General features: G+C 70.7%; 12 protein-coding genes and 1 pseudogene. 10 read left to right on the plus strand and 3 right to left on the minus strand.

The window, feature by feature from the left end:
• Positions 1 to 15: 15 nt before the first annotated feature.
• From AB0I94_RS09370 to AB0I94_RS09380, 3 genes are read right to left on the minus strand one after another with little or no spacing between them, the layout of a single operon-like run.
• On the minus strand, positions 16 to 1,227 hold the full coding sequence (locus AB0I94_RS09370) for an FAD-dependent monooxygenase (protein WP_363308859.1): 1,212 nt from the start codon (positions 1,225 to 1,227) through the stop codon (positions 16 to 18).
• Between the two features lie 59 nt (positions 1,228 to 1,286).
• Positions 1,287 to 1,895 carry a C39 family peptidase gene (locus AB0I94_RS09375; RefSeq protein ID WP_363308860.1) on the minus strand — a complete coding sequence of 203 codons (609 nt, stop codon included), beginning with the start codon at positions 1,893 to 1,895 and terminating at the stop codon, positions 1,287 to 1,289.
• A 23-nt stretch (positions 1,896 to 1,918) separates the two neighbouring features.
• Positions 1,919 to 3,130, minus strand: coding sequence for a pyridoxal phosphate-dependent aminotransferase (locus AB0I94_RS09380; RefSeq protein ID WP_363308861.1), 1,212 nt, complete (start codon positions 3,128 to 3,130; stop codon positions 1,919 to 1,921).
• An 84-nt stretch (positions 3,131 to 3,214) separates the two neighbouring features.
• Between AB0I94_RS09380 and AB0I94_RS09385 the strand changes: the two genes are divergently transcribed.
• From AB0I94_RS09385 to AB0I94_RS09430, 10 genes and pseudogenes are all read left to right on the plus strand, one after another.
• On the plus strand, positions 3,215 to 3,862 hold the full coding sequence (locus AB0I94_RS09385; RefSeq protein WP_363308862.1) for a helix-turn-helix domain-containing protein: 648 nt from the start codon (positions 3,215 to 3,217) through the stop codon (positions 3,860 to 3,862).
• A gap of 199 nt (positions 3,863 to 4,061) precedes the next feature.
• A complete protein-coding gene (locus tag AB0I94_RS09390) occupies positions 4,062 to 4,883 on the plus strand; it encodes an IclR family transcriptional regulator C-terminal domain-containing protein (protein WP_363308863.1) in 822 nt (273 codons plus the stop codon).
• Positions 4,884 to 5,253: 370 nt separating this feature from the next.
• The gene (locus tag AB0I94_RS09395; RefSeq protein WP_363308864.1) at positions 5,254 to 5,493 is read left to right on the plus strand and encodes a helix-turn-helix transcriptional regulator; all 240 of its coding nucleotides are present in this window, start codon (positions 5,254 to 5,256) and stop codon (positions 5,491 to 5,493) included.
• Positions 5,494 to 5,615: 122 nt separating this feature from the next.
• Positions 5,616 to 7,094: pseudogene (locus tag AB0I94_RS09400) on the plus strand (acyl-CoA carboxylase subunit beta); the annotation flags it as partial.
• Positions 7,091 to 7,336 carry an acyl-CoA carboxylase epsilon subunit gene (locus tag AB0I94_RS09405; protein ID WP_363308866.1) on the plus strand — a complete coding sequence of 82 codons (246 nt, stop codon included), beginning with the start codon at positions 7,091 to 7,093 and terminating at the stop codon, positions 7,334 to 7,336. The pseudogene AB0I94_RS09400 and the gene AB0I94_RS09405, both read left to right, overlap by 4 nt.
• Before the next feature lie 44 nt (positions 7,337 to 7,380).
• Positions 7,381 to 8,667, plus strand: a complete 1,287-nt coding sequence (locus AB0I94_RS09410) for a wax ester/triacylglycerol synthase domain-containing protein (protein ID WP_363308867.1) — start codon at positions 7,381 to 7,383, stop codon at positions 8,665 to 8,667.
• 69 nt (positions 8,668 to 8,736) lie between these two features.
• Complete coding sequence (locus tag AB0I94_RS09415) at positions 8,737 to 10,197, plus strand: MFS transporter (protein WP_363308868.1); 1,461 nt, start codon at positions 8,737 to 8,739, stop codon at positions 10,195 to 10,197.
• 62 nt (positions 10,198 to 10,259) lie between these two features.
• Positions 10,260 to 11,609, plus strand: coding sequence for an NAD(P)/FAD-dependent oxidoreductase (locus AB0I94_RS09420; RefSeq protein ID WP_363308869.1), 1,350 nt, complete (start codon positions 10,260 to 10,262; stop codon positions 11,607 to 11,609).
• Between the two features lie 41 nt (positions 11,610 to 11,650).
• Positions 11,651 to 13,174, plus strand: coding sequence for an ACP S-malonyltransferase (locus AB0I94_RS09425; protein WP_363308870.1), 1,524 nt, complete (start codon positions 11,651 to 11,653; stop codon positions 13,172 to 13,174).
• 59 nt (positions 13,175 to 13,233) lie between these two features.
• Entirely contained in the window at positions 13,234 to 19,380 is a 6,147-nt protein-coding gene (locus tag AB0I94_RS09430; RefSeq protein WP_363308871.1) for an SDR family oxidoreductase, read from the plus strand.
• The last annotated feature ends 16 nt before the right edge of the window (positions 19,381 to 19,396 follow it).

Here is a 19,396-nt window from a genome sequence, read left to right on the forward strand (position 1 = left end):
AGCGCGGGACTTCGATCACCGCCTCAGCTCGCGGCCCCCGAACGCCCCGACCCCGTCGGCCTGCTTCCACCACGTCTCCAGTGCCGTCTGGTCCATCGAGTGCCACGGCGGTGTCTCCTCGACCAGCGCGCGGCCGAGGCGCCGCCCCAGATCCACCATCGCGGCGCCGGCGACGCTGCGGTCGGTGTCGTAGGTGTCGAGCGCGTCCGCCCAGGTCGTGGCCGTGGCGAAGGCGGACTCCAGGACCGTCGCGTCCTGCAGCGCCTTGACCGCCCCCGCCCCGGTGTGCGGCCGGGCGACGGTGGCGGCGTCGCCCACCAGGAGCACACGGCCCGTGGTGTAGCGGGGCGCCGTGTAGTCGTACATCGGCTGGAGGAAGAGCTCGTCGGCAGTGGTCGTGCGGACCAGGTCGCCCCAGTAGGGAGGCAGCAACTCGCCGCACACGTAGCGGAGATGAGAGGCGAGTGCCTCTGTGAGACCGCCGGGCGGCAGGCTGGTGGGGGCGGTGAGCCGCAGGTCGCGGCCGAGCCCCAGGTCGAGGTCCGGCGGCGGCGCCGTGTAAAGGACCCAGTTGACGCGGTGGCCGCCGACTCCGTCGGGGATGCGGTAGACGACGACGTGGCCGCCGGGGAAGACGACGTACGCGCAGTCCTCCTGAGCCCACAGTCCCGGGTCCGGCAGCCGGTCCGCCGGGAAGGCGCCGCGCCAGGCGAGGTAGCCGGCGTACGCGGGACGTACGGTGGCGAACGCCGCCGTACGGACCACGGAGCGGTAGCCGTCGGCGCCGATCACGAGGTCGAACCGCTCGGTACCGTCGGCGGAGATCACCTCCGCGCCCTCCGTTTCCTCCCCGCCCGGTCGCACCTCATCCACCGCCACGCCCGGACGGAAGACCACGGAATCGGGCACCCGGCCACGCAACTCACGCCACAGAGGGCCCCAGTTGTACGTACGGAAGGCGAACGGCATCGTCCCGATCTCATGCCCGAGCGGCCCGGCCGCCGACCCGTCCCGCACATACCAGCGGCGCCGCTCCAACTGCACCCACGGCATGTCCGCGTCCAGGTATCCGGCGGAATCCAGCTCCGCGTACCGGGAGTTGTGCACCGCGAGCCCGACCCCGCGGTCCGCCAGACGCTCCGCGGCCCGCTCGTACACCGTGATCTCATCGGCACCACCGCGGTACGCGGCGAGTGCGGCGGCGCATCCGGCGATGCTTCCACCCACGACGGCGACCCTGCCTCCACGCATCATCGCGCCATCCTGACAGCAAGGATGATCCTCTGTCAGTGCAGGGACACGCCGCGTCCGGCGAAGAACGGTTCGAACTCCGAAAACGACATGTCCGCCATCCGCGTCCCGGTGTCGATCCCGGACGGGTTGTGCAGGTGCAGACCCCCGTCCGCGGAACGCCCCGTGACAAGGACCAGGTGGCCGCCCCGGCCGGGCGAGGGCCGGTGCGGGCGGCGGATCTCGTAGTGCACCGAGACCATCACCGAGCGGCCGTCGTCGAGCAGGCCGGTGATCTCCTCCACCGTGAGGTGCCGGTGCACCGTGGCATTGACGCCGTGCACCTCGCGTACGTACTGAGCGAACGGGGCGTAGACCAGGCCGCGGATCGTGCCGTCGGCATCCTCCGTGTACCCGCCGTACTTCAGCGCGCCGTCCCGCAGCTCGAAGAGCGAGGGCGCGGACGGGCCCAGCGCCATCCGCAGGCACGTCAGACCGCACAGATGGCCGCACCAGCGGGCGTAGTCGTCGAGGGTGACGGCGCCCGACCGCGCCCAGGCGGGGTCGGCCGCGGGGTCGAGGCCGCCGTACACGATCCGCTCGACGAGGCCGGGCGAGGCGAACTGCGTCAGGGAAGGGACCTGGCAGGCGGAACAGAGAGACACACGACCCCCGTCGTCCGGTGACATCACTGGCGGTAGCCGCTGAGGAAGCGGCCGATGCGGCTGATCGCCGCGTCGAGATCGTCAGCGTAGGGGAGTGTCAGGATGCGGAAGTGGTCGGGGCGCGGCCAGTTGAAGCCGGTGCCCTGGACGACCTGGATCTTCTCCTGGAGGAGCAGGTCGAGGACGAACTTCTCGTCGTCGTGGATGGGGTGGATCTTGGGGTCGAGGCGCGCGAAGGCGTACAGGGCGCCCTTGGGCTTCACGCACGAGACGCCGGGGATCTCGTTCAGCTTCCGCCACGCCATGTCGCGCTGCTCGTGCAGCCTGCCGCCCGGAGCGGTGAGTTCCCGGATGGACTGGCGGCCACCGAGTGCGGCCTGGATGGCGTACTGGGCGGGGGCGTTGGGGCACAGGCGCATGGAGGCGAGCATGGTCAGCCCCTCCAGGTAGCTCTTCGCGTGCTGCTGCGGGCCCGTGACGACCAGCCAGCCCGAGCGGAAGCCCGCCACGCGGTACGTCTTCGAGAGCCCGCAGAAGGTCAGGACGACGAGGTCGGGTGCGAGCGCGGCGACGCTGTGGTGCACGGCGTCGTCGTACAGGATCTGGTCGTAGATCTCGTCGGCGAAGACCATCAGGCCGTGGCTGCGCGCGAGGTCGAGAATGCCCTCCAGGATCTCCTTCGGATACACGGCGCCCGTGGGGTTGTTCGGATTGATGATCACGACGGCCTTGGTACGGTCGGTGATCTTCGACGCCATGTCGTCCAGGTCCGGGTACCAGTCCGCGGACTCGTCGCACACGTAGTGGACGGCCTTGCCTCCGGAGAGGGTCGTCACGGCGGTCCACAGCGGGAAGTCCGGGGCGGGGATGAGGACTTCGTCACCGTCCTCCAGGAGGGCCTGGACGGCCATGGTGACCAGCTCGGAGACGCCGTTGCCGAGGAAGACGTCGTCCACGGAGACCTCGTCGAGGCCAAGTGCCTGGTAGCGCTGGGCGACGGCGCGCCGGGCCGAGAGGATGCCGCGCGAGTCCGTGTAGCCGTGCGCCTGGGGGAGCATCCGGATCATGTCCTGGACGATCTCCTCGGGAGCCTCGAAGCCGAAGAGCGCGGGATTGCCGGTGTTCAGGCGCAGGACGCTGTGGCCCGCCTCCTCCAGGGCGTTGGCGTGCTCGATGACCGGGCCCCGGATCTCGTAACAGACCTCGCTGAGCTTGCTGGACTGCCGGAACTCCATGCGCTGTGCCTCCCGTGACGTGAGTTACTTGGTTTTACCAAGCTGGAGCTTGGAAAGTCCAACAACTTGCATAGACTGAGTCGCATGCCACCCGCCCCCAGGTCCCGCCGAAGCTATGACCAGTACTGCGCCGCCGCCCGCGCCCTCGACGCCGTGGGCGACCGCTGGACCCTGCTGATCGTCCGAGAGCTCCTGGTCGGCCCCCGCCGCTACACCGACCTGCACGCCGACCTTCCGGGCGTGAGCACGGACGTCCTGGCCTCCCGGCTCAAGGACATGGAGCGCGAGGGCCTGACGACGCGCCGGCGCCTTCCCCCGCCCTCGGCCGCGTACGTGTATGAACTGACCGGGCGGGGCCGCGAGTTGCTGCCGGTCCTGCGGGCGCTCGCCACCTGGGGCACGCCCGCCCTCCAGGAGCGCTCGCCGACCGACGCGGTCCGTGCCCACTGGTTCGCGCTGCCGCTGCTGCGGGCGCTGGCGGGGGTCGGCGCGGAGGGGGTGCTGGAAGTGCGCCTGGACGAGGGCGAGTTCCACGTACGGATCGAGGGCGCGGCGGGGGAGTCCTACGGCGACGGGCCGGCGCCCGCGGAGCCGGACGCCCGCATCGTCATGGACGCCGAGACGTGCGTGGCGGTGAGCGGGGGCGTCCTGACGGTGGGAGACGGCGTGCGGGCGGGCCGCATCGACCTGACGGGCGAGGGAGTCCTCGCGAAGGCGCTGCGCGCGTCGTGAGACCGCCCCGACGCGCCCCCGACGGGGCTCGGTTGGGCCGGTGCGTCTTCTCACACGACGTCCCACCGCGTGTGTCGCAATGTTCATGATCGGCCGGTCGGTATACCGGGCAGGGCGGCACTAGTGTCGTCATGGTCCATGCCGTTTTCGGGCGTGGGCGGTGGCGTCAGCGCAGGCGTCCAACAGGGGAACGGGGAACATGTCCAAGAACGGGAATCAAGGAAGCAACCATGCCGTCCGGGTCTTCCGGGTCCAAAGTGCCTTCACCGAGCTCGAAGGGCAGGTGCATGGCCCCGGGGAGCTGGCCGAGGCGACCGGCCTTGACGACTCGACGGTCCATCGCATCCTGCAGTCCGGCATCTACGACGGCATCTTCGTACGCGAGGGGCGCGGCCTGTACCGGCTCGGCCCCGGCGCCGCGCGGCTCGGTCTGAAAGCACTCACGCACGCGCCCAACACCGATGTGACACATGAGGTGCTGGAGGACCTGCGCAAGGCCACCGACGGAGGGCTCGTCTTCCTCTTCGGCCTCGCCCCGTTCGGCGGGGCCAGGAAGCAGTGCCTCGACATGGCTGTCGGTGACTCCGACCTCGCGGAGCTCGGCATCAGCCAGCGTGCGCTCCTCATGGTCTTCCAGTCGTTGCGTACGGGCGCCTCCGGGCGGGCGATCCTCGCCCACCTGCCGGAGGTCATCCAGGAGGGCGTGCTGGCCGAACCGCCCCCCGTAGAGGCGGGCCCGGGGGTGTACAGGGACGAAGGCGCCCTGCTCGCCTCCCTCAAGGCCGTGCGCGAGCAGGGAGTCGCCGTCGACTCGGAGGAGTGCGCCGCCGGCTGGAACGGCCTTGCCGTGCCGGTCCGCTGGGACGGGCTGATCATGGGCTCCGTCGCGGTGCTCAAGCCCAAGGCGGCCATGCCGCAGTGGCCGGGCGGTGTGGTGAGGGCCACGAAGGAAGCCGCCGACGTGTTCACCGGGACGGGTGGCCGCGGCGCCTGGTCGGGCGAGACCGCCAGCTCTTTCTGATCCTGCGACACGTGCTCCGCGCTCCCTGGTACGCGCCCCGCGACCCGCGTTCGAAATCGCGGTGTAACGCGGCTGTCATAAAACTGCCCGACGGGTTTCCCGGGGCGGCTGAAGTTCGCGCAATATTCGTTTCTCGGCACGTGAGAAACAGCTCCCGTTTCTCACGTGCCGAGACTGGAGGCGCCCGCATTCTCGTCCTGCGGGAGAGGAATGACGTTTCTTGACAGATGCGGGTACCGGCCCCCAATACTCGGGTAGTGGAAAGCCGAAGTTCTGACGCTTCGGATCTGCCGTCGGGGGAGTTGCCTTGGTCCGCGCTGTCAATGTCTGTTCGCACGTGCCAGAAGAGGACCCCTTGTGGGAGGCGGAGTTGAGCAGGATTCCGCTGCTCTCCGCGCGCGAGACGCAAGTGTTCGAGCTGCTCGGCAAGGGGTATTCCAACCGCAGTATCGCGCGGCGACTCGCCATCGCCGAACGCACGGTCAAATTTCACGTGGCGCAGGTGCTGAGTAAATTGGGTGTTGAATCCAGGTTACAGGCCGGCCTTGTCGCCCACTCCAGCAGGCGCCTGTACCAAAGTGCAGTTCCCCGCCGGATGGATGCCCGTTAATTTATTACCGGAAAGAGAAACCCATTTCATTTTCGTGGTGACGGAGAAAGGACACGCCCATGCCGGCCCAGCCTGCCGCTCTCGCCACCCGCCTGTCCGCCGTGCCGGGGCCCGGCCCGCACGCCACCGAGCAGCAGCACGCCCGGGGCAAACTGACCGTTCGTGAACGCCTGGAACTCCTCTTCGACGAGGGATCGTTCACCGAGGTCGAGCAGTTGCGCCGGCATCGCGCCACCGGCTTCGGCCTGGAGGACCGCAGGCCCCACACCGACGGTGTCGTCACCGGCTGGGGCACCGTCCACGGGCGCACCGTCTTCGCCTATGCCCACGACTTCCGCATCTTCGGCGGCTCCCTCGGCGAGGCCCATGCCACGAAGATCCACAAGATCATGGACATGGCCGTCAAGGCGGGCGCCCCGCTGGTCTCCCTCAACGACGGTGCGGGGGCCCGCATTCAGGAAGGCGTCTCGGCGCTGGCCGGGTACGGCGGGATCTTCCGGCGCAACACCAGGGCATCAGGGGTCATCCCGCAGATCTCGGTGATGCTCGGCCCGTGCGCGGGCGGCGCCGCGTACTCACCCGCCCTGACCGACTTCGTCTTCATGGTCCGTGAGACCTCCCAGATGTTCATCACAGGGCCCGATGTGGTCCAGGCGGTGACGGGCGAGAAGATCACCCAGAACGGCCTCGGCGGCGCCGACGTCCACGGCACGGTCTCCGGCGTCGCCGCCTTCGTCTACGACGAGGAGGCCGAATGCCTGGAGGAAGTGCGCTACCTGCTGTCGCTGCTGCCCTCCAACAACCGGGAGATGGCGCCGGCCGTCGAAGCGGGTGACCCCGCCGACCGCCGGACGGACGCGCTCGCCGACCTGGTCCCCGCCGAGGGGAACCGGCCGTACGACATGCGCGCGGTGATCCAGGAGATCGTCGACGACGGCGAACTTCTGGAGACGCATGCGGGGTGGGCGGGCAACATCATCTGCGCGCTCGCCCGCCTCGACGGGCGGCCCGTCGGCGTGATCGCCAACCAGCCGGCGCACCTGGCCGGTGCCCTGGACATCCGCGCCTCGGAGAAGGCCGCCCGGTTCATCTCCATCTGCGACGCCTTCAACATCCCCCTGGTGACTCTCGTGGACGTGCCGGGGTTCCTGCCCGGCGTGGACCAGGAGCACAACGGCATCATCCGGCACGGCGCGAAGCTGCTGTACGCGTACTGCAACGCCACCGTGCCGCGCGTCTCCCTGGTGCTGCGCAAGGCCTACGGCGGGGCGTACATCGTCATGGACTCGCAGTCCATCGGCGCCGACCTGACGTACGCCTGGCCGACGAACGAGATCGCGGTCATGGGCGCCGAGGGGGCGGCGAACGTCGTCTTCCGCCGGGAGATCGCCGCCGCGGACGACCCGGAGGCAACCCGGGCCCAGCTGGTCAAGGAGTACAAAACAGAGCTTATGCACCCTTACTACGCCGCTGAACGCGGACTCATCGACGATGTCATAGACCCCGCGCAGACCCGCACGTGCCTGATCGAGGCGCTGCGTGTCCTGCGTACCAAGGACGTCGACCTGCCGTCGCGCAAGCACGGCAACCCGCCCGCGTGACGGGCACGGAGGACACCGCGCTCACGGTGGTGCGGGGACGTCCCGACGACCTCGAACTGGCCGCCCTCACCGCCGTCCTGAAGGCGATCGCCCAGCAAGCGGGCGCCGCCGCATCCCCGGCGGCACCGGGCTCGGTGGCCGCGCGCTGGGAGGGCGACGGCTGTACCCGGCCGGCCGGCTCCTGGCGCTCCGGAGGCGGACACCGGCCGGGCCCCGCGGGCCGTGCCCGGGCCATGGCGTGAGCCGGACACCGGTTTCGCCCCACACAATCGACTGGGAGCGGATAGTGAAACATCCACTCAACCCGATCGACGAGGTCTTCCTCGCCATGGACCGCGAACTCGGCCTGGTACAAGGGCAGTTCCTGCGGTTCCGTGGGCTGACCCCCTCGCTCGGCGAGCTTCACGACCACCTGGCGGAGCGGCTGCCCCGCCTGCCCCGGCTGACCCACCGGGCGGTGACCGGGGGGCGCGGCGCGTTCCGTGCCCCCAGCTCCGTCTTCGAACTGAGCGACCACGTACAGGAGATGAAGCTCCCGGTCGGCACCCCGCTGGACGAGGTGCTCAGCGCCCTGGTGCGCCGGCCACTGTGCGAGAGAGGGCCGCTGTGGACGATCACCCTCGTGCACAGCTACGCCGACGACGAGTACGCCGTCTGCTACCGGGTCCACCACGGCCTCGAGGACGGAATGGGGGCGGCCCACGTCGCCGCCGTCCTGTTCGGCGCCCAGGCCCCCGGCCGGCCTCCCCGGGACGGTGAGCGAAGCGGGCGGCGCAGCGGGCCGCTGTTCACCGCCGGGCCCCGTGAACTGCTGCGCGGCGCGCTCAGCGTGGGCGCCGGCATGACGCGGGGCCTTGCGCCCGGCCGGCTCTGGCCCAGGGCTCAGGGCGCCGCCCCGGAGAACCTGGCCATGTGCAGTACGAGCGCCACCCGGCGTGAACTGAGCGAACTGGGAAGGGTGTTCGGCGGCACCGTCAACGACGCCTTCCTCATGGGGCTGTGGGGTGCGCTGTCCGCCTGGAGTGCGACGGGCGACGGCCGCCGCGACGTGCGCTCGGTCTTCCGCAAGGCGCCCGTACCCGTCCGGATGCCGCTGAGCACCCGGCACGAGGGCGAGGAGGACGCCGTCGGCAACCACCTCACGACGACGGTCCTCACCCTGCCCGGCCACGAGGTGCCGCCCGCCGACGCGTTCGCGCAGCTCGTCGGAAGCACCCAGCGGATGCGCTCCAGTGGTCTGCGGCCGGCCAGCAGGGCCCTGGTCGCCCTGCTGCCCGCGCCCCTGATCCGCTGGACGGTCAGGCGGCTGCTGAGCCCCCGCTCCTCGCCGCTGTACGCCTCCAACTACGCACTGCCCGCGGGTCTTTCCTTCCGCGACGACCCGGCGGTGGACGCCATTCCGCTCGGTGTGCTGCTGCCGGGCAACGCCCTGTCGGTGACGCTGCTGTCCTGCGGGTCCCGGGTGCAGGTGAGTTTTCTGTACGACCGCAGGCTGCCGGGTGCCCGGCGTCTCGCGGAGTTGTGGCGTGAGGCCCTCGACGAGCTCAACGCGATGGACGCACCGCCGGCGTAGTCGGCTGCCCACCCGGGGGCCCGGTTCTTTCGGCACGCCCCCGCCACCCACCCTTCGAAGGGTTCTTCTATGTTGAGTCGGTCCAGTTCACGCGGTCATTCCGTATGGACCCTGATCGTGACCGGTCTGGCTGTCTTCATGGCGGCGCTGGACAACCTGGTCGTCATCACCGCGCTGCCCGCCATCCAGGAGTCTCTCGACACGAGCCTCCAGGACCTGGAATGGACGGTGAACGCCTACACCCTGTCCTTCGCCGTCTTCCTGATGGCTGGTGCGGCGGCCGGTGACCGCTTCGGCCGCCGCCGGATGTTCGTGGTGGGGCTCGTCGTCTTCACCCTGGCGTCGGCGGCGTGCGCCCTGGCCGACACCTCCCAGCAGCTCATCATCGCTCGCGCCGTGCAGGGCTTCGGCGCCGCCATCGTCATGCCGCTGACGCTGACCCTGCTGACCGTCGCCGTGCCACCCCGCAGGCGCGCCCTCGCGCTGGGCATCTGGGGTGCGCTGAGCGGCCTTGCCGTCGCACTCGGACCGCTCATCGGCGGCGCCGTCGTCGAGAAGATCTCCTGGGAGTGGATCTTCTGGGTCAATGTGCCGATCGGTGTGGTGGTCCTCGCCCTCAGCCTCTGGAAGCTCGCGGAGAGCAAGCGTCCGGAGAGCACGCTCGACCCGGTGGGCACCGTCCTGGTGAGCCTCGGCATGTTCGGAGTGGTGTACGCCCTGGTGCGGACCACCGAGCACGGCTGGGCCAGCGGCCAGGTGCTCAGCTACCTGATCGCCGGTTCGGTGCTCATCGCGGCCTTCGTCCTCTGGGAGCTGCGCACCCGCCATCCGATGCTGCCGATGCGGCTGTTCCGCAACCGCTCGTTCAGTGCCGTCAACTCGGCCAGCCTGCTGATGTTCGCCGCCATGTTCGGTCTGGTGTTCCTGCTGACCCAGTTCATGCAGAACATCCAGGGTTTCTCGCCGCTCGAAGCGGGTGTGCGGATGCTGCCCTGGACCGCGATGCCGGTCCTGGTCGCCCCGCTCACCGCCCTCCTTTCCGGGCGTTTCGGCAACCGGCTCGTGGTCGCCGCGGGCCTGCTGTTCGAGGCCGTCGGCCTCGCCTGGCTGGCCCTGGTGACCGAGGTGCACACCGACTACATCGACCAGGTGCCCGGCCTCGTGCTCGGCGGCATCGGGCTCGGCCTCTTCTTCGCGCCCGTCGCCGAGATGGCCATGAACATCGTCGCCCCGCGCGACCAGGGCATCGCCTCCGGAGCCAACAACACCTTCCGAGAGCTCGGCGGTGTGCTCGGCGTGGCCGTACTGACATCGGTGTTCACCGCACAGGGCGGATACGCCTCGCCGCAGGACTTCGTGAACGGCCTGGTCCCGGCCACCTGGATCGGCGCCGGAATCGCCGCCCTCGGCTGTGTCGCCATCCTCACCGCACCGCGCCGGTCCAAGGAGAACAACGCCGCGTGGCAGGAAGAGGATCGCCCGGACACCGACAGGGAGCCGGCGGACCGGCTCGAGCCCGCGCGGCCCTGACAGCTCCCGGACAACAGCCACCCGATCGCCCGCAGTCGACCAGCCACTGGCAGGGAGTCGAGATGTACGACGCAATAGTTGTCGGCGCACGGATCAGCGGCGCCTCCACGGCCATGCTCCTTGCCCGGGCGGGCCACAAGGTGCTGCTGCTCGACCGGGCCGTGTTCCCCGGCGGCAAGGCGGCCGCGACCAACCTGGTTCACCCGCCGGGCATCCTCCGCCTCAAACGCTGGGGCCTGCTCGACGAGTTGAGGGCCACCGGCTGTCCGCCCATCACCGAGTACGGGCTGCGCAGCGGCCCGGTGCAGCTGATGGCCAGGCTGCCCGACGTGGACGGAGTGGGCGAGGCGTACTCGCCGGAGCGCAGCAGGCTCGACGAGATCCTGCTGGACGCCGCGGTCAAGGCCGGGGCGGAACTGCGTACCGGCGTCTCGGTGCGAGAGCTGATCACCGACGACGCAGGCACCGTCACCGGCGTGCGGGGGGAGACCGCGGACCGTACCCCCGTGGTCGAGCACGCCCATGTCGTCGTCGGGGCCGACGGCTCCAACTCCACCGTGGCCCGACTGGTGGACGCACCGAAATACGACGCGCACCCCGTCCTCAACAAGAGCCACTGGTCGTACTGGGAGGGCCTGCCGCACGACGGACGGGTCCGCACCTACCGCCACGCCCGCAAACACGCCTTCACCTGGCCCACCCACGACGGTCTCACCATCGTGGGAGTGGCCCTGCCGGTGGCCGACTTCAAGGCCACCAGCGACGAGGACCGCGACCGTACGGTCATCTCCGCGTTCGACGAGGTGGACCCGGAGCGGGCGGAGGCGCTGCGCGCGACGAAGCGGGTCGACCGCTGGATGACCGGGTCCGTGCCCAACTTCCTGCGCCTCTCGCACGGCCCGGGCTGGGCCCTGGCCGGGGACGCCGGTTACACCCGGGACCCGATCACCGCCGCCGGGATCACCGACGGGCTGCGGGGCGCCGAACTCCTCGCCGCCGCCATCGGCGCGGGCCTGACCGGCAGCCAGCCGTTGCAGGCCGCCCTCGCCGGATACGCCCGCGACCGCGACGCCCTGGTCACCGGCCACTACCGCTACACCCGCGACCACGCGACGATCGCCGACCACTCGCGGGAGGAGTTGGCGTTCATCCAGGCCATGAACCGCAGCCCCACACACGGCCGCGCGATGGTCGGCATGTTCGCCACGATGGTCCACCCGGCGGAGTTCTACTCACCGGCCAGCATCCACGCCCTGCTCGACCACCTGGAGCCGGGCGCGGGACCCGGCTGGAAACTGCGCATGGTCCGCTGGCTGGCCCGTGGGGCGCCCCGGCACCTACCCGGCGCGACCCGCACAGCCGACCGCCTCGTGGCGAAGAACCTCGGGCCCATGGGGCAGTACCTGGCTTGAGCCACGGTCCCCCGCGTCCCGCGTACGCATCGCGTTCCCTCATGACCAGCCCTCACTACCAGCACGGAGGCACCACCATGACCGTCCACACCTCGACGGATCTGCGCACCACCTTCCTGTTCCCCGGCCAGGGCGGCTTCGACGGCGAGGCCCTGCGCCAGGCCAAGGAGAAGTACCCGCAGGTCAGGAGGGTCTTCGAGCGTATCGATGCGGAGACCATGAACCTGTTCTCGCGCCGAATAACCGACTTGGTCCTCGGGGATCGCAGCACCGATCTGCGGGAACTCCTCGACGACGACGCATGGGCCTCCCAGGTGGCCATCTACGCCGCAGGACTTGCCGCGTACGAGATCCTGGACGCCCAGGGGGTGCGTCCGGACGTCCTCGCGGGACACAGCCTCGGTGAGATCACCGCACTGGTCGCCGCCGGGGCGTTCTCCGTCGAGGACGGGGTGCGGATCGTCGCCCAACGGGTGGCGGTCATCCAGCGGCAGAAGGGCATCGAGGGCCGCATGGTCGCGCTGTCGGCCGGCGCCGACCGGGCCCGCAGGCTCCTGGACCTCCTGGACGACCCGATGCTGGCCGTCGCCACCGAGAACCACGACGAGCAGACCGTGGTGAGCGGCCCCGGTGAGGTTCTCGACAGGGTGATCGCGATCGCCGGGCAACTGGGCATCGGCGCCATCGAGATCGACGCCCCCTTCCCCTTCCACACCCCGGCGCTCGCCCCCGCCGTACCCGAATTCGCCGCCTACGTCGGCAAGTTGGACCAGCACCCCCTGCAGCGCCTGGTGTACTCGCCGATCCTCCAGCGGTACTACGAGCCCGACGACGCACTGGCCGACCGCCTCGCCGAGCACTTCGTCACCCCGGTGCGGTTCGCGGCCGCGGTGCGCCACCTGCAGGCCGCCGGTGTCACCACGTTCGTGGAAGCGGGCGGGCGGGCCGCACTGTCCAAGCTCGTCGCCAGGCTGACCAAGGGCTCGGAGGTACGTGCCCTGCCGTCACTCGCGATCGACGGTGACGGCGGCCTCGCCCTTGACGCCACCTTGCGGATCCTGCGGGACGCCGGCCTTGCCGGAGCGGCGGGCGCACCGGGCCTGGCCGAACTTCTCGCCCCCACGGTGCCGGCCGACGTGTTCGACGCGTACTGGACCGAGCACGGCGACGAGGTCCTGCGGCGCATCGCCGACGACCTGGGTGCCTTCACCCCTGAACCGGCGGCGCAGACACCGGCGCCCGCCACCGCTCCGGCCGTCACCGCTCCCGCCGCCGCACCGGCCGCCGGGGCACCGGACCGTGCCGAGATCCACGCCGAGCTGCGGACCCTGTACGCCGAGGCGCTCGAGTACCCCGAGGAGGTCTTCGAGGACGGCGTGCAGCTCGAGGCCGAACTGGGGGTCGACTCGGTCAAGCAGGTCGAGCTGCTCGCCCGCGCCTCCAAGCTCTACGGCCTGCCCACGCGGGAGGCCGGTTTCCGCCTGGACAACTACAACACCATGGACAAGATCGTCGACTTCGTGGTCTCGCAGCTGTCCGGCCGGGAGGCCGTCGCCGCGGGCTGACGGGCTTCCCGTCCCGCGGCTTGCGCTCGTCCTCCCGGCTCCAGAAGGGCACGTGTTCCATGAAAGACCTCACAGGCAAGGTGGCCCTGGTCACCGGCGGATCAAAGGGGATAGGCAAGGCCATCGCGCGTGAACTCGCCACGCGCGGCGCCTCGATCGTCCTCAACTACTTCCACTCGCACGATCAGGCCAAGGCGACCCGCGACGAGCTGACCGCCGAGGGCCACCGGGTCGACCTGGTCCGTGCGTCGGTGGCCAGGCAGGAGCAGGTCGAGAGGATGTTCGCGGAGACCGACCGGCTGCACGGTCGGCTCGACATCCTCGTCAACAGCGCCGCCGACGGCGCGCTGCTGCCGCTGGACGAGATCACCGACGAACACCTCGACAAGGCCATCGAGATCAACTACAAGGGCGGGCTGCGCTGTGCGCGCGCCGCCGCACCGCTGATGGCCAGGGGCGGTGGCGGCTCGATCGTCACGGTCTCCGCCCTCGGCGGCTCCCAGATGGTGATGGCCAACTACCTCGCCTGCGCACCGGCGAAGGCCGCGGCTGAGGCCGCGTCCCGGTACCTGGCCGTGGAGCTCGCGCCGCAGGGCATCCGGGTCAACACGGCGTCCGCGGCCATGCTGAGCAGCGAGGTGGCGGACAAGTTCCCCGACGCGGCCAGGATGCAGGAAACCATCGCCCGGGCCACCCCCTGGGGACGGCTCGGCACACCCGAGGAGTTCGCCACCGTAGTGGCCTTCCTCGCTTCCGACGACGCCCGCTGGATCACGGGACAGGTCGTCCTCGCCGACGGCGGACTCACGCTCGGCGCCACCCTGCTTTCGCCGCCTGCCGGGGACTGGCCCGCGCAGGACCGGCCGGCGGAGGCGCCGTCTGTCACGGCCGATGCGCCGGAGCCGGTAAGCGAAGTGCCGGTCACCGAAGTACCGGTAAGCGAAAAACCGCTCGCCGAAGTACCGGTCACCGAAGTACCGCTCGCTGAAGTGCCGGTCACTGAAGCCGAGTTCGGGGACGACTCGATCGCCGTCGTCGGCATGGGTCTCGCCGTCGCCGGAGCGAACAGCCCCGAGGAGTTCTGGAAGCTCCGCATGACGGGGGAGGAGCTGTTCGTCGAAGTCCCCGAGGACCGCTGGCAGCACCAGAGCTTCTACTCGGCGGACACCGCCGCCGAGGACAAGGCGTACGCCGACCGCTGCGTGTTCATCACCGGCTTCGAGCCCGCGCAGGGCGCCCTCGACGGCATGGAGGGGAGCCCCGACGACCAGGAGCTCACCACCCAGTGGCTGCGCCACAGCCTGGTCCAGGCGCTCGACGGGGTCCGCCGCAGCGACACCGACAGCTGCTCCTTCGTCGTCGGCTACACCCCGGACGGCAGCCAGCATCTGGAGGAGGCCGGGGTCCTCGACAGCGTGACCCGGATGACGCACGACATCATCGACGACCTGGCGATGCCCGACGGCGAGCGGCAGGCGCTGCGTGGGGACATCGACGCGTCCCTCACCCGCCGCTACCGGCGCCGCGGCAAGAACCCCTCCCGGTTCCTGCCGCACCGGGTCGGTGAGCTGGCCATGCAGGACATCCTGCCCCCGTCCACCGAGCTCCACATGGTCGACACCGCGTGCTCCTCGTCCCTGTACGCCATCGACATCGCGGCCAAGGGCCTGCTGATGGGCAAGCAGGACATCGCGGTGTGCGGCGGGGCCTTCGCCCTGGCGCCGCGCGGCACCGTGCTCTTCTCCAAGCTCCAGGGACTGTCCAAGAGCGGCAAGGTGCACGCCCTGGACGAGGCCGCCGACGGCGTGATCTTCGCTGACGGCGCCGCCCTGGTCGTACTCAAGCGGCTGAGCAAGGCGCAGCAGGACGGTGACGAAGTCCTCGGCGTGCTGAGGGCGTTCGGTTCCTCCTCGGACGGCAAGGGCAAGGCGATCTACGCGCCGAACTCGGCAGGACAGAGCCTCGCGGTGCGGCGCGCGCTGGAGAACGGCGACGTGAACGGCGACGACGTGGACTGGATCAACGCGCACGCGACCGGCACCCCCGCCGGTGACCTCGCGGAGTTCTCCACCCTGCGCGAGCACTTCGGCACGGCACGGGCGACCGCGGTCACCTCCAACAAGTCCCTGATCGGGCACACCGGTTGGGCCGCCGGCGTCGTGTCGCTGATAGAGAACCTCAAGGGCCTGGAGAAGCAGACCATCCCCGGCCAGTTCCGCTTCACCAACCCCCGCGAGGACTTCCACCTCGCCGACACGCAGCTGGACATCCCGACCGAGGCGGCGCAGTGGTCCGGGCGCAGCGACCGTCCCAGGCTCGCCGCCGTCTCCGGGTTCGGTTTCGGCGGGACCAACGCGCACCTGATCGTCGCCGGGAACCAGCCGCGCGTGGAGGCACCCCGAGTGGAGTCCGCCCGAGTGGAGTCCGCCCGCGTTGCGGCACCTCCCGTGTCGGCACAGGAGGCACCCGCCGGGACGATCCCCGCCACCAAGAAGCCGGACCCCGACAGCCGTGTGGTCATCGTCGGCTGGTCGTCGCATCTGCCCGGCCTCGCGGACCGCGACGAGGTGTCGGGCTGGCTGGCGGGCGGGAAGCCACCGCTCGACAGCTTCGGCGCCGCCTATCCGTCGCCGCCGTTCAACGAGGTGAGGCTGCCGCCCAAGACCATCAGGGCCCTGGACCGGTGCCAGCTGATGATCCTGCAGTGCGCCCACCGACTGCGCGACCAGATGCCCGAGTTCTGGGGCAAGCAGGCCGCCAAGACCGGTGTGTTCGTCGGGCACATGGGTCCCACCCGGGCCGCCATGCTGTACGCGAACCGCTGCTACCTCGACGACATCGGGCAGGCCGTCGCCGACTCGCCGGCGGCCGGCTCACCGGCCGCGAGGCAGGTGCTCGAGCGGCTGCGCGAACAGGTCCAGGCGATGATCCCGGAGTCCAACGAGGACGCGTTCCCCGGGCAGATGCCCAACATCATCTCCGCCCGGGTGTCGAACTACTTCGACCTCCACGGCCCGAACATGACCATGGACTCGGGATTCGCCTCCGCGCTGTCGTCGATCACGTCGGCCGGACGCTACCTGCGCACCGGCGAGCTGGACTTCGCGCTGGCCGGCGGCATCAACGGCAACAGCCTCCCCGCGTACCGCTCCCTGATCGGCGACCTGCTCCCGGAGCAGGAGCAGGAACTCGCCGAGGGCGCCTTCCTGTTCGCCCTCGCCACCGAGGAGCGGGCCGAGCGCGAGGGCCTGCCGATCCTGGCGTACGTCGACGAGCCGCTCGGCAGCGAAGCCGTGCGGGCGGGCGCCGCGCCCGAGCGGGACGCCGTGCGGTGCACGGATCCCGAGCACGCCCGCTACCTGGGCGCCGCCGGAGGGCTCGCCGTACTGAAGGCCCTGCACGGGCCCGCGGGCACGATGGAGGTCTCCTGCGACCAGACCGGCGGCGCACCGGGTGCCCGGCTGCGGCTGACCGTCCCCGGTCCCGCCGAACCCGCCCCGGAACAGGGGGGTTCACGCGGCGCCGTCACCGGCACCGTGCCGGCGAGCTTCGTGTCGACCACGCACACCGGGGAGGGCGTCCCCCTGCGGGTGCGCCGCCAGATCCCGGTGCTCGAAGCGACACCGGCCCGGCCGGTGCGGGAGCCGATCCCGTTCCTGCCGGACGGCGCACTCGTCGTCACCGACGCACCCGGCCCGCTGGCCGAGGCAGTGGGTCCCGACACCGCGCTGACCGTGCTGTCCACCACCGAGCTGGTGGCCCCGCGGCCCGGCTGGCACCACCTCCCCGAGGTCACCCCCGACGCCGTCCGCGCCGCACTGGCCGACCTTGAGCGACCGGTCACGCATCTGCGGGTACTGGCGGCACTGGGGCGCTCCGCGCCCGCCGGGCAGCCGCTCACCGAGGGCTCGGGGCCCGTGCTCGCCCTGCACGACGCGACCTACCTGGCGCTCCAGCACGCCCACGCCGGGCTCTCCACCGCCGAGTCCACCCTCGTCATGCTGTTCCTCGACGCGGTGCCCGGCGGCACCCCGCACCCCTTCTCCGGGCTCTTCACCGGTCTGCTCAAGAGCGCGGGACGCGAATTCAGCGACAGCACCAGCTTCGCGCTCCTCACCTCGGCCACCGAAGTGGCCGACGGGGTACGCCGCGTGGAGGAGGAGAGCCGGGCACACCGGGACTTCCCCGTCGTCGTCGACGCCGAGGGGGTGCGCCGCACCCCCCGGCTGCACGACGAGCCGGCCGTCCTGGACGCCTCCGCCCCGGCGGCGCTCGACCGTGACTCCGTGGTCGTCGTCGCAGGCGGCGCCCGGGGCATCACCGCCGAGGTGCTCAAGGCGGTCGCCGCCGAGTTCGGTCCCCGCATCCACGTGTTCGGCAGCAATGACCTGGACAGCTACCCGCCCTCGGTCTTCGCCGGCAGCGACGAGGAGTTCGCGGCGGGCCGGGCGGCGTACATCACCGCGGAACTCGCCAAGGCCAAGGGCGAGGGCAAGTCGAAGGGCAAGGGAAAGACGAAGGGCAAGGGTCGGCGCCCGTCGGTGGCGGACCTCAACAAATCCTTCGACCGGATGCTCAACGCCAGGGACGCCCGCCACAACCTCGACGCGATGGCCGAGCACAGCGGCGCGGGCCGGGTCAGCTACGTGCAGTGCGACATGCGCGACGGCGCCCAGGTGGAGAAGGCCATCGGCGCGGTGCTCCAGGAGCACGGGCGGATCGACCTGTTGGTCAACGCCGCCGGGCTGCAGCGCTCGGCGCTCATCAAGGACAAGGACTTCGCGGAGTTCGCCTCCATTCGTGACCTGAAGGTCGAGTCGTATCTGCACCTCAAGTACGCGCTGCGCGACACCCCGCCCCGCATGTGGTGCAACTTCGGGTCGCTGCTCGGGTACTTCGGGCAGCTCGGCGAGTCCGACTACGCATCGGCCAACGACTTCCTGGGCAGTGCGGCCACGTACGCGGCGGCCACCTCGGAGCTCCACGAGTTCACCATCGGGTGGACCCTGTGGGCCGGTGTCGGCATGGGCGCCAATGAGCTGACCAAGGCGTACTACGAACGGGCCGGCTCCTACAGCAGCATGGCCGTCCCCGAGGGGGTGCACCACTTCGTACAGGAACTGCACGCGCCCGATCGGCGGCCCTCCCTCGTGCACCTGGGGGAGGCCGAACGCGCCACCGTCGAGGAGTTCTACCCCGGGTACCTCACGGAAGACCCCTCGGCCGCGGCGCCCGGCTTCTTCCTGCGCCGGGTCGTCGGGTCGACGCCGACGTCCGCCGAGTTCGAGTGCCGCTTCGACCTGGACACCGACGGCTATCTGGAGCACCACACCGTGCGCGGTGAGCCGACCCTGCCGGGTACGTTCGTCACGGAGATGGCCGCGGAGGCCGCCCGGCATCTGGTACCGCACCAGCACGTCGTCGCCTTCGAGGACCTGAGGTTCGAGCACTTCCTGCGCGTCTACCGCGACCTGCCGACCGCCCCCAAGCGGCTGTACGCACGGATCGCCGCGACCGGCGACTCCGCGACCGGCGACTCCGCGACCGACGGCTCCACGACCGCCGTCGAGGTGCGGATCACCGAGGACGTGGTGTCACCGGCCGGTGTCGTACTCGTCAAGGACCGGGTGCACTTCACGGCCCGGGTCCTGCTCGCCGACGCCTACTCCGCCGCTCCGCACTGGGAGGCGTGGGACACCGCGGACGACACCCCCGTACCCGATCCCTACCATCAGCCCGGCTCACCGGTGCGGCTCACCGGACCGTTCGTGTCGACCACCGACACCCGTATCCACCCCAACGGCAAGCGGGGCCGCTACGCCCTGTCGCTGCCCGCCGACGACCCGACGTGGCAGCGGTTCACCGTCCCGAGCATCCTGCTGGACGGCCTCGCCCGGGTCGGGGTCCTCGACCTCGTCGACGGCCATCTGATCCCCGTCGCGGCGCCGCTTTCCATCCGCCGCATCGACCTGTACGAGGACACGAACGACCTGTCCCTGTCCGGGTCCAGGTCCGAGGCCGGCGGTGACATCGAGCTGTACGCCACACCGCCCGGCTTCGACCTGGCCGCCGACCTGATCGACAACCGGTTCGTCGCGACCCGGGCCGACGGCCGGATGCTCCTGCAGATGAAGGACATGCAGGCGACGTTGATCGGCTATGTCGACGCCCGGACCGGCGAAGCCGTCGCGGCCACCCGTGACTGACGAGGCGCGGCCACCC

It is taken from the genome of Streptomyces sp. NPDC050147, from assembly GCF_040660195.1.
GTDB lineage: Bacteria > Actinomycetota > Actinomycetes > Streptomycetales > Streptomycetaceae > Streptomyces.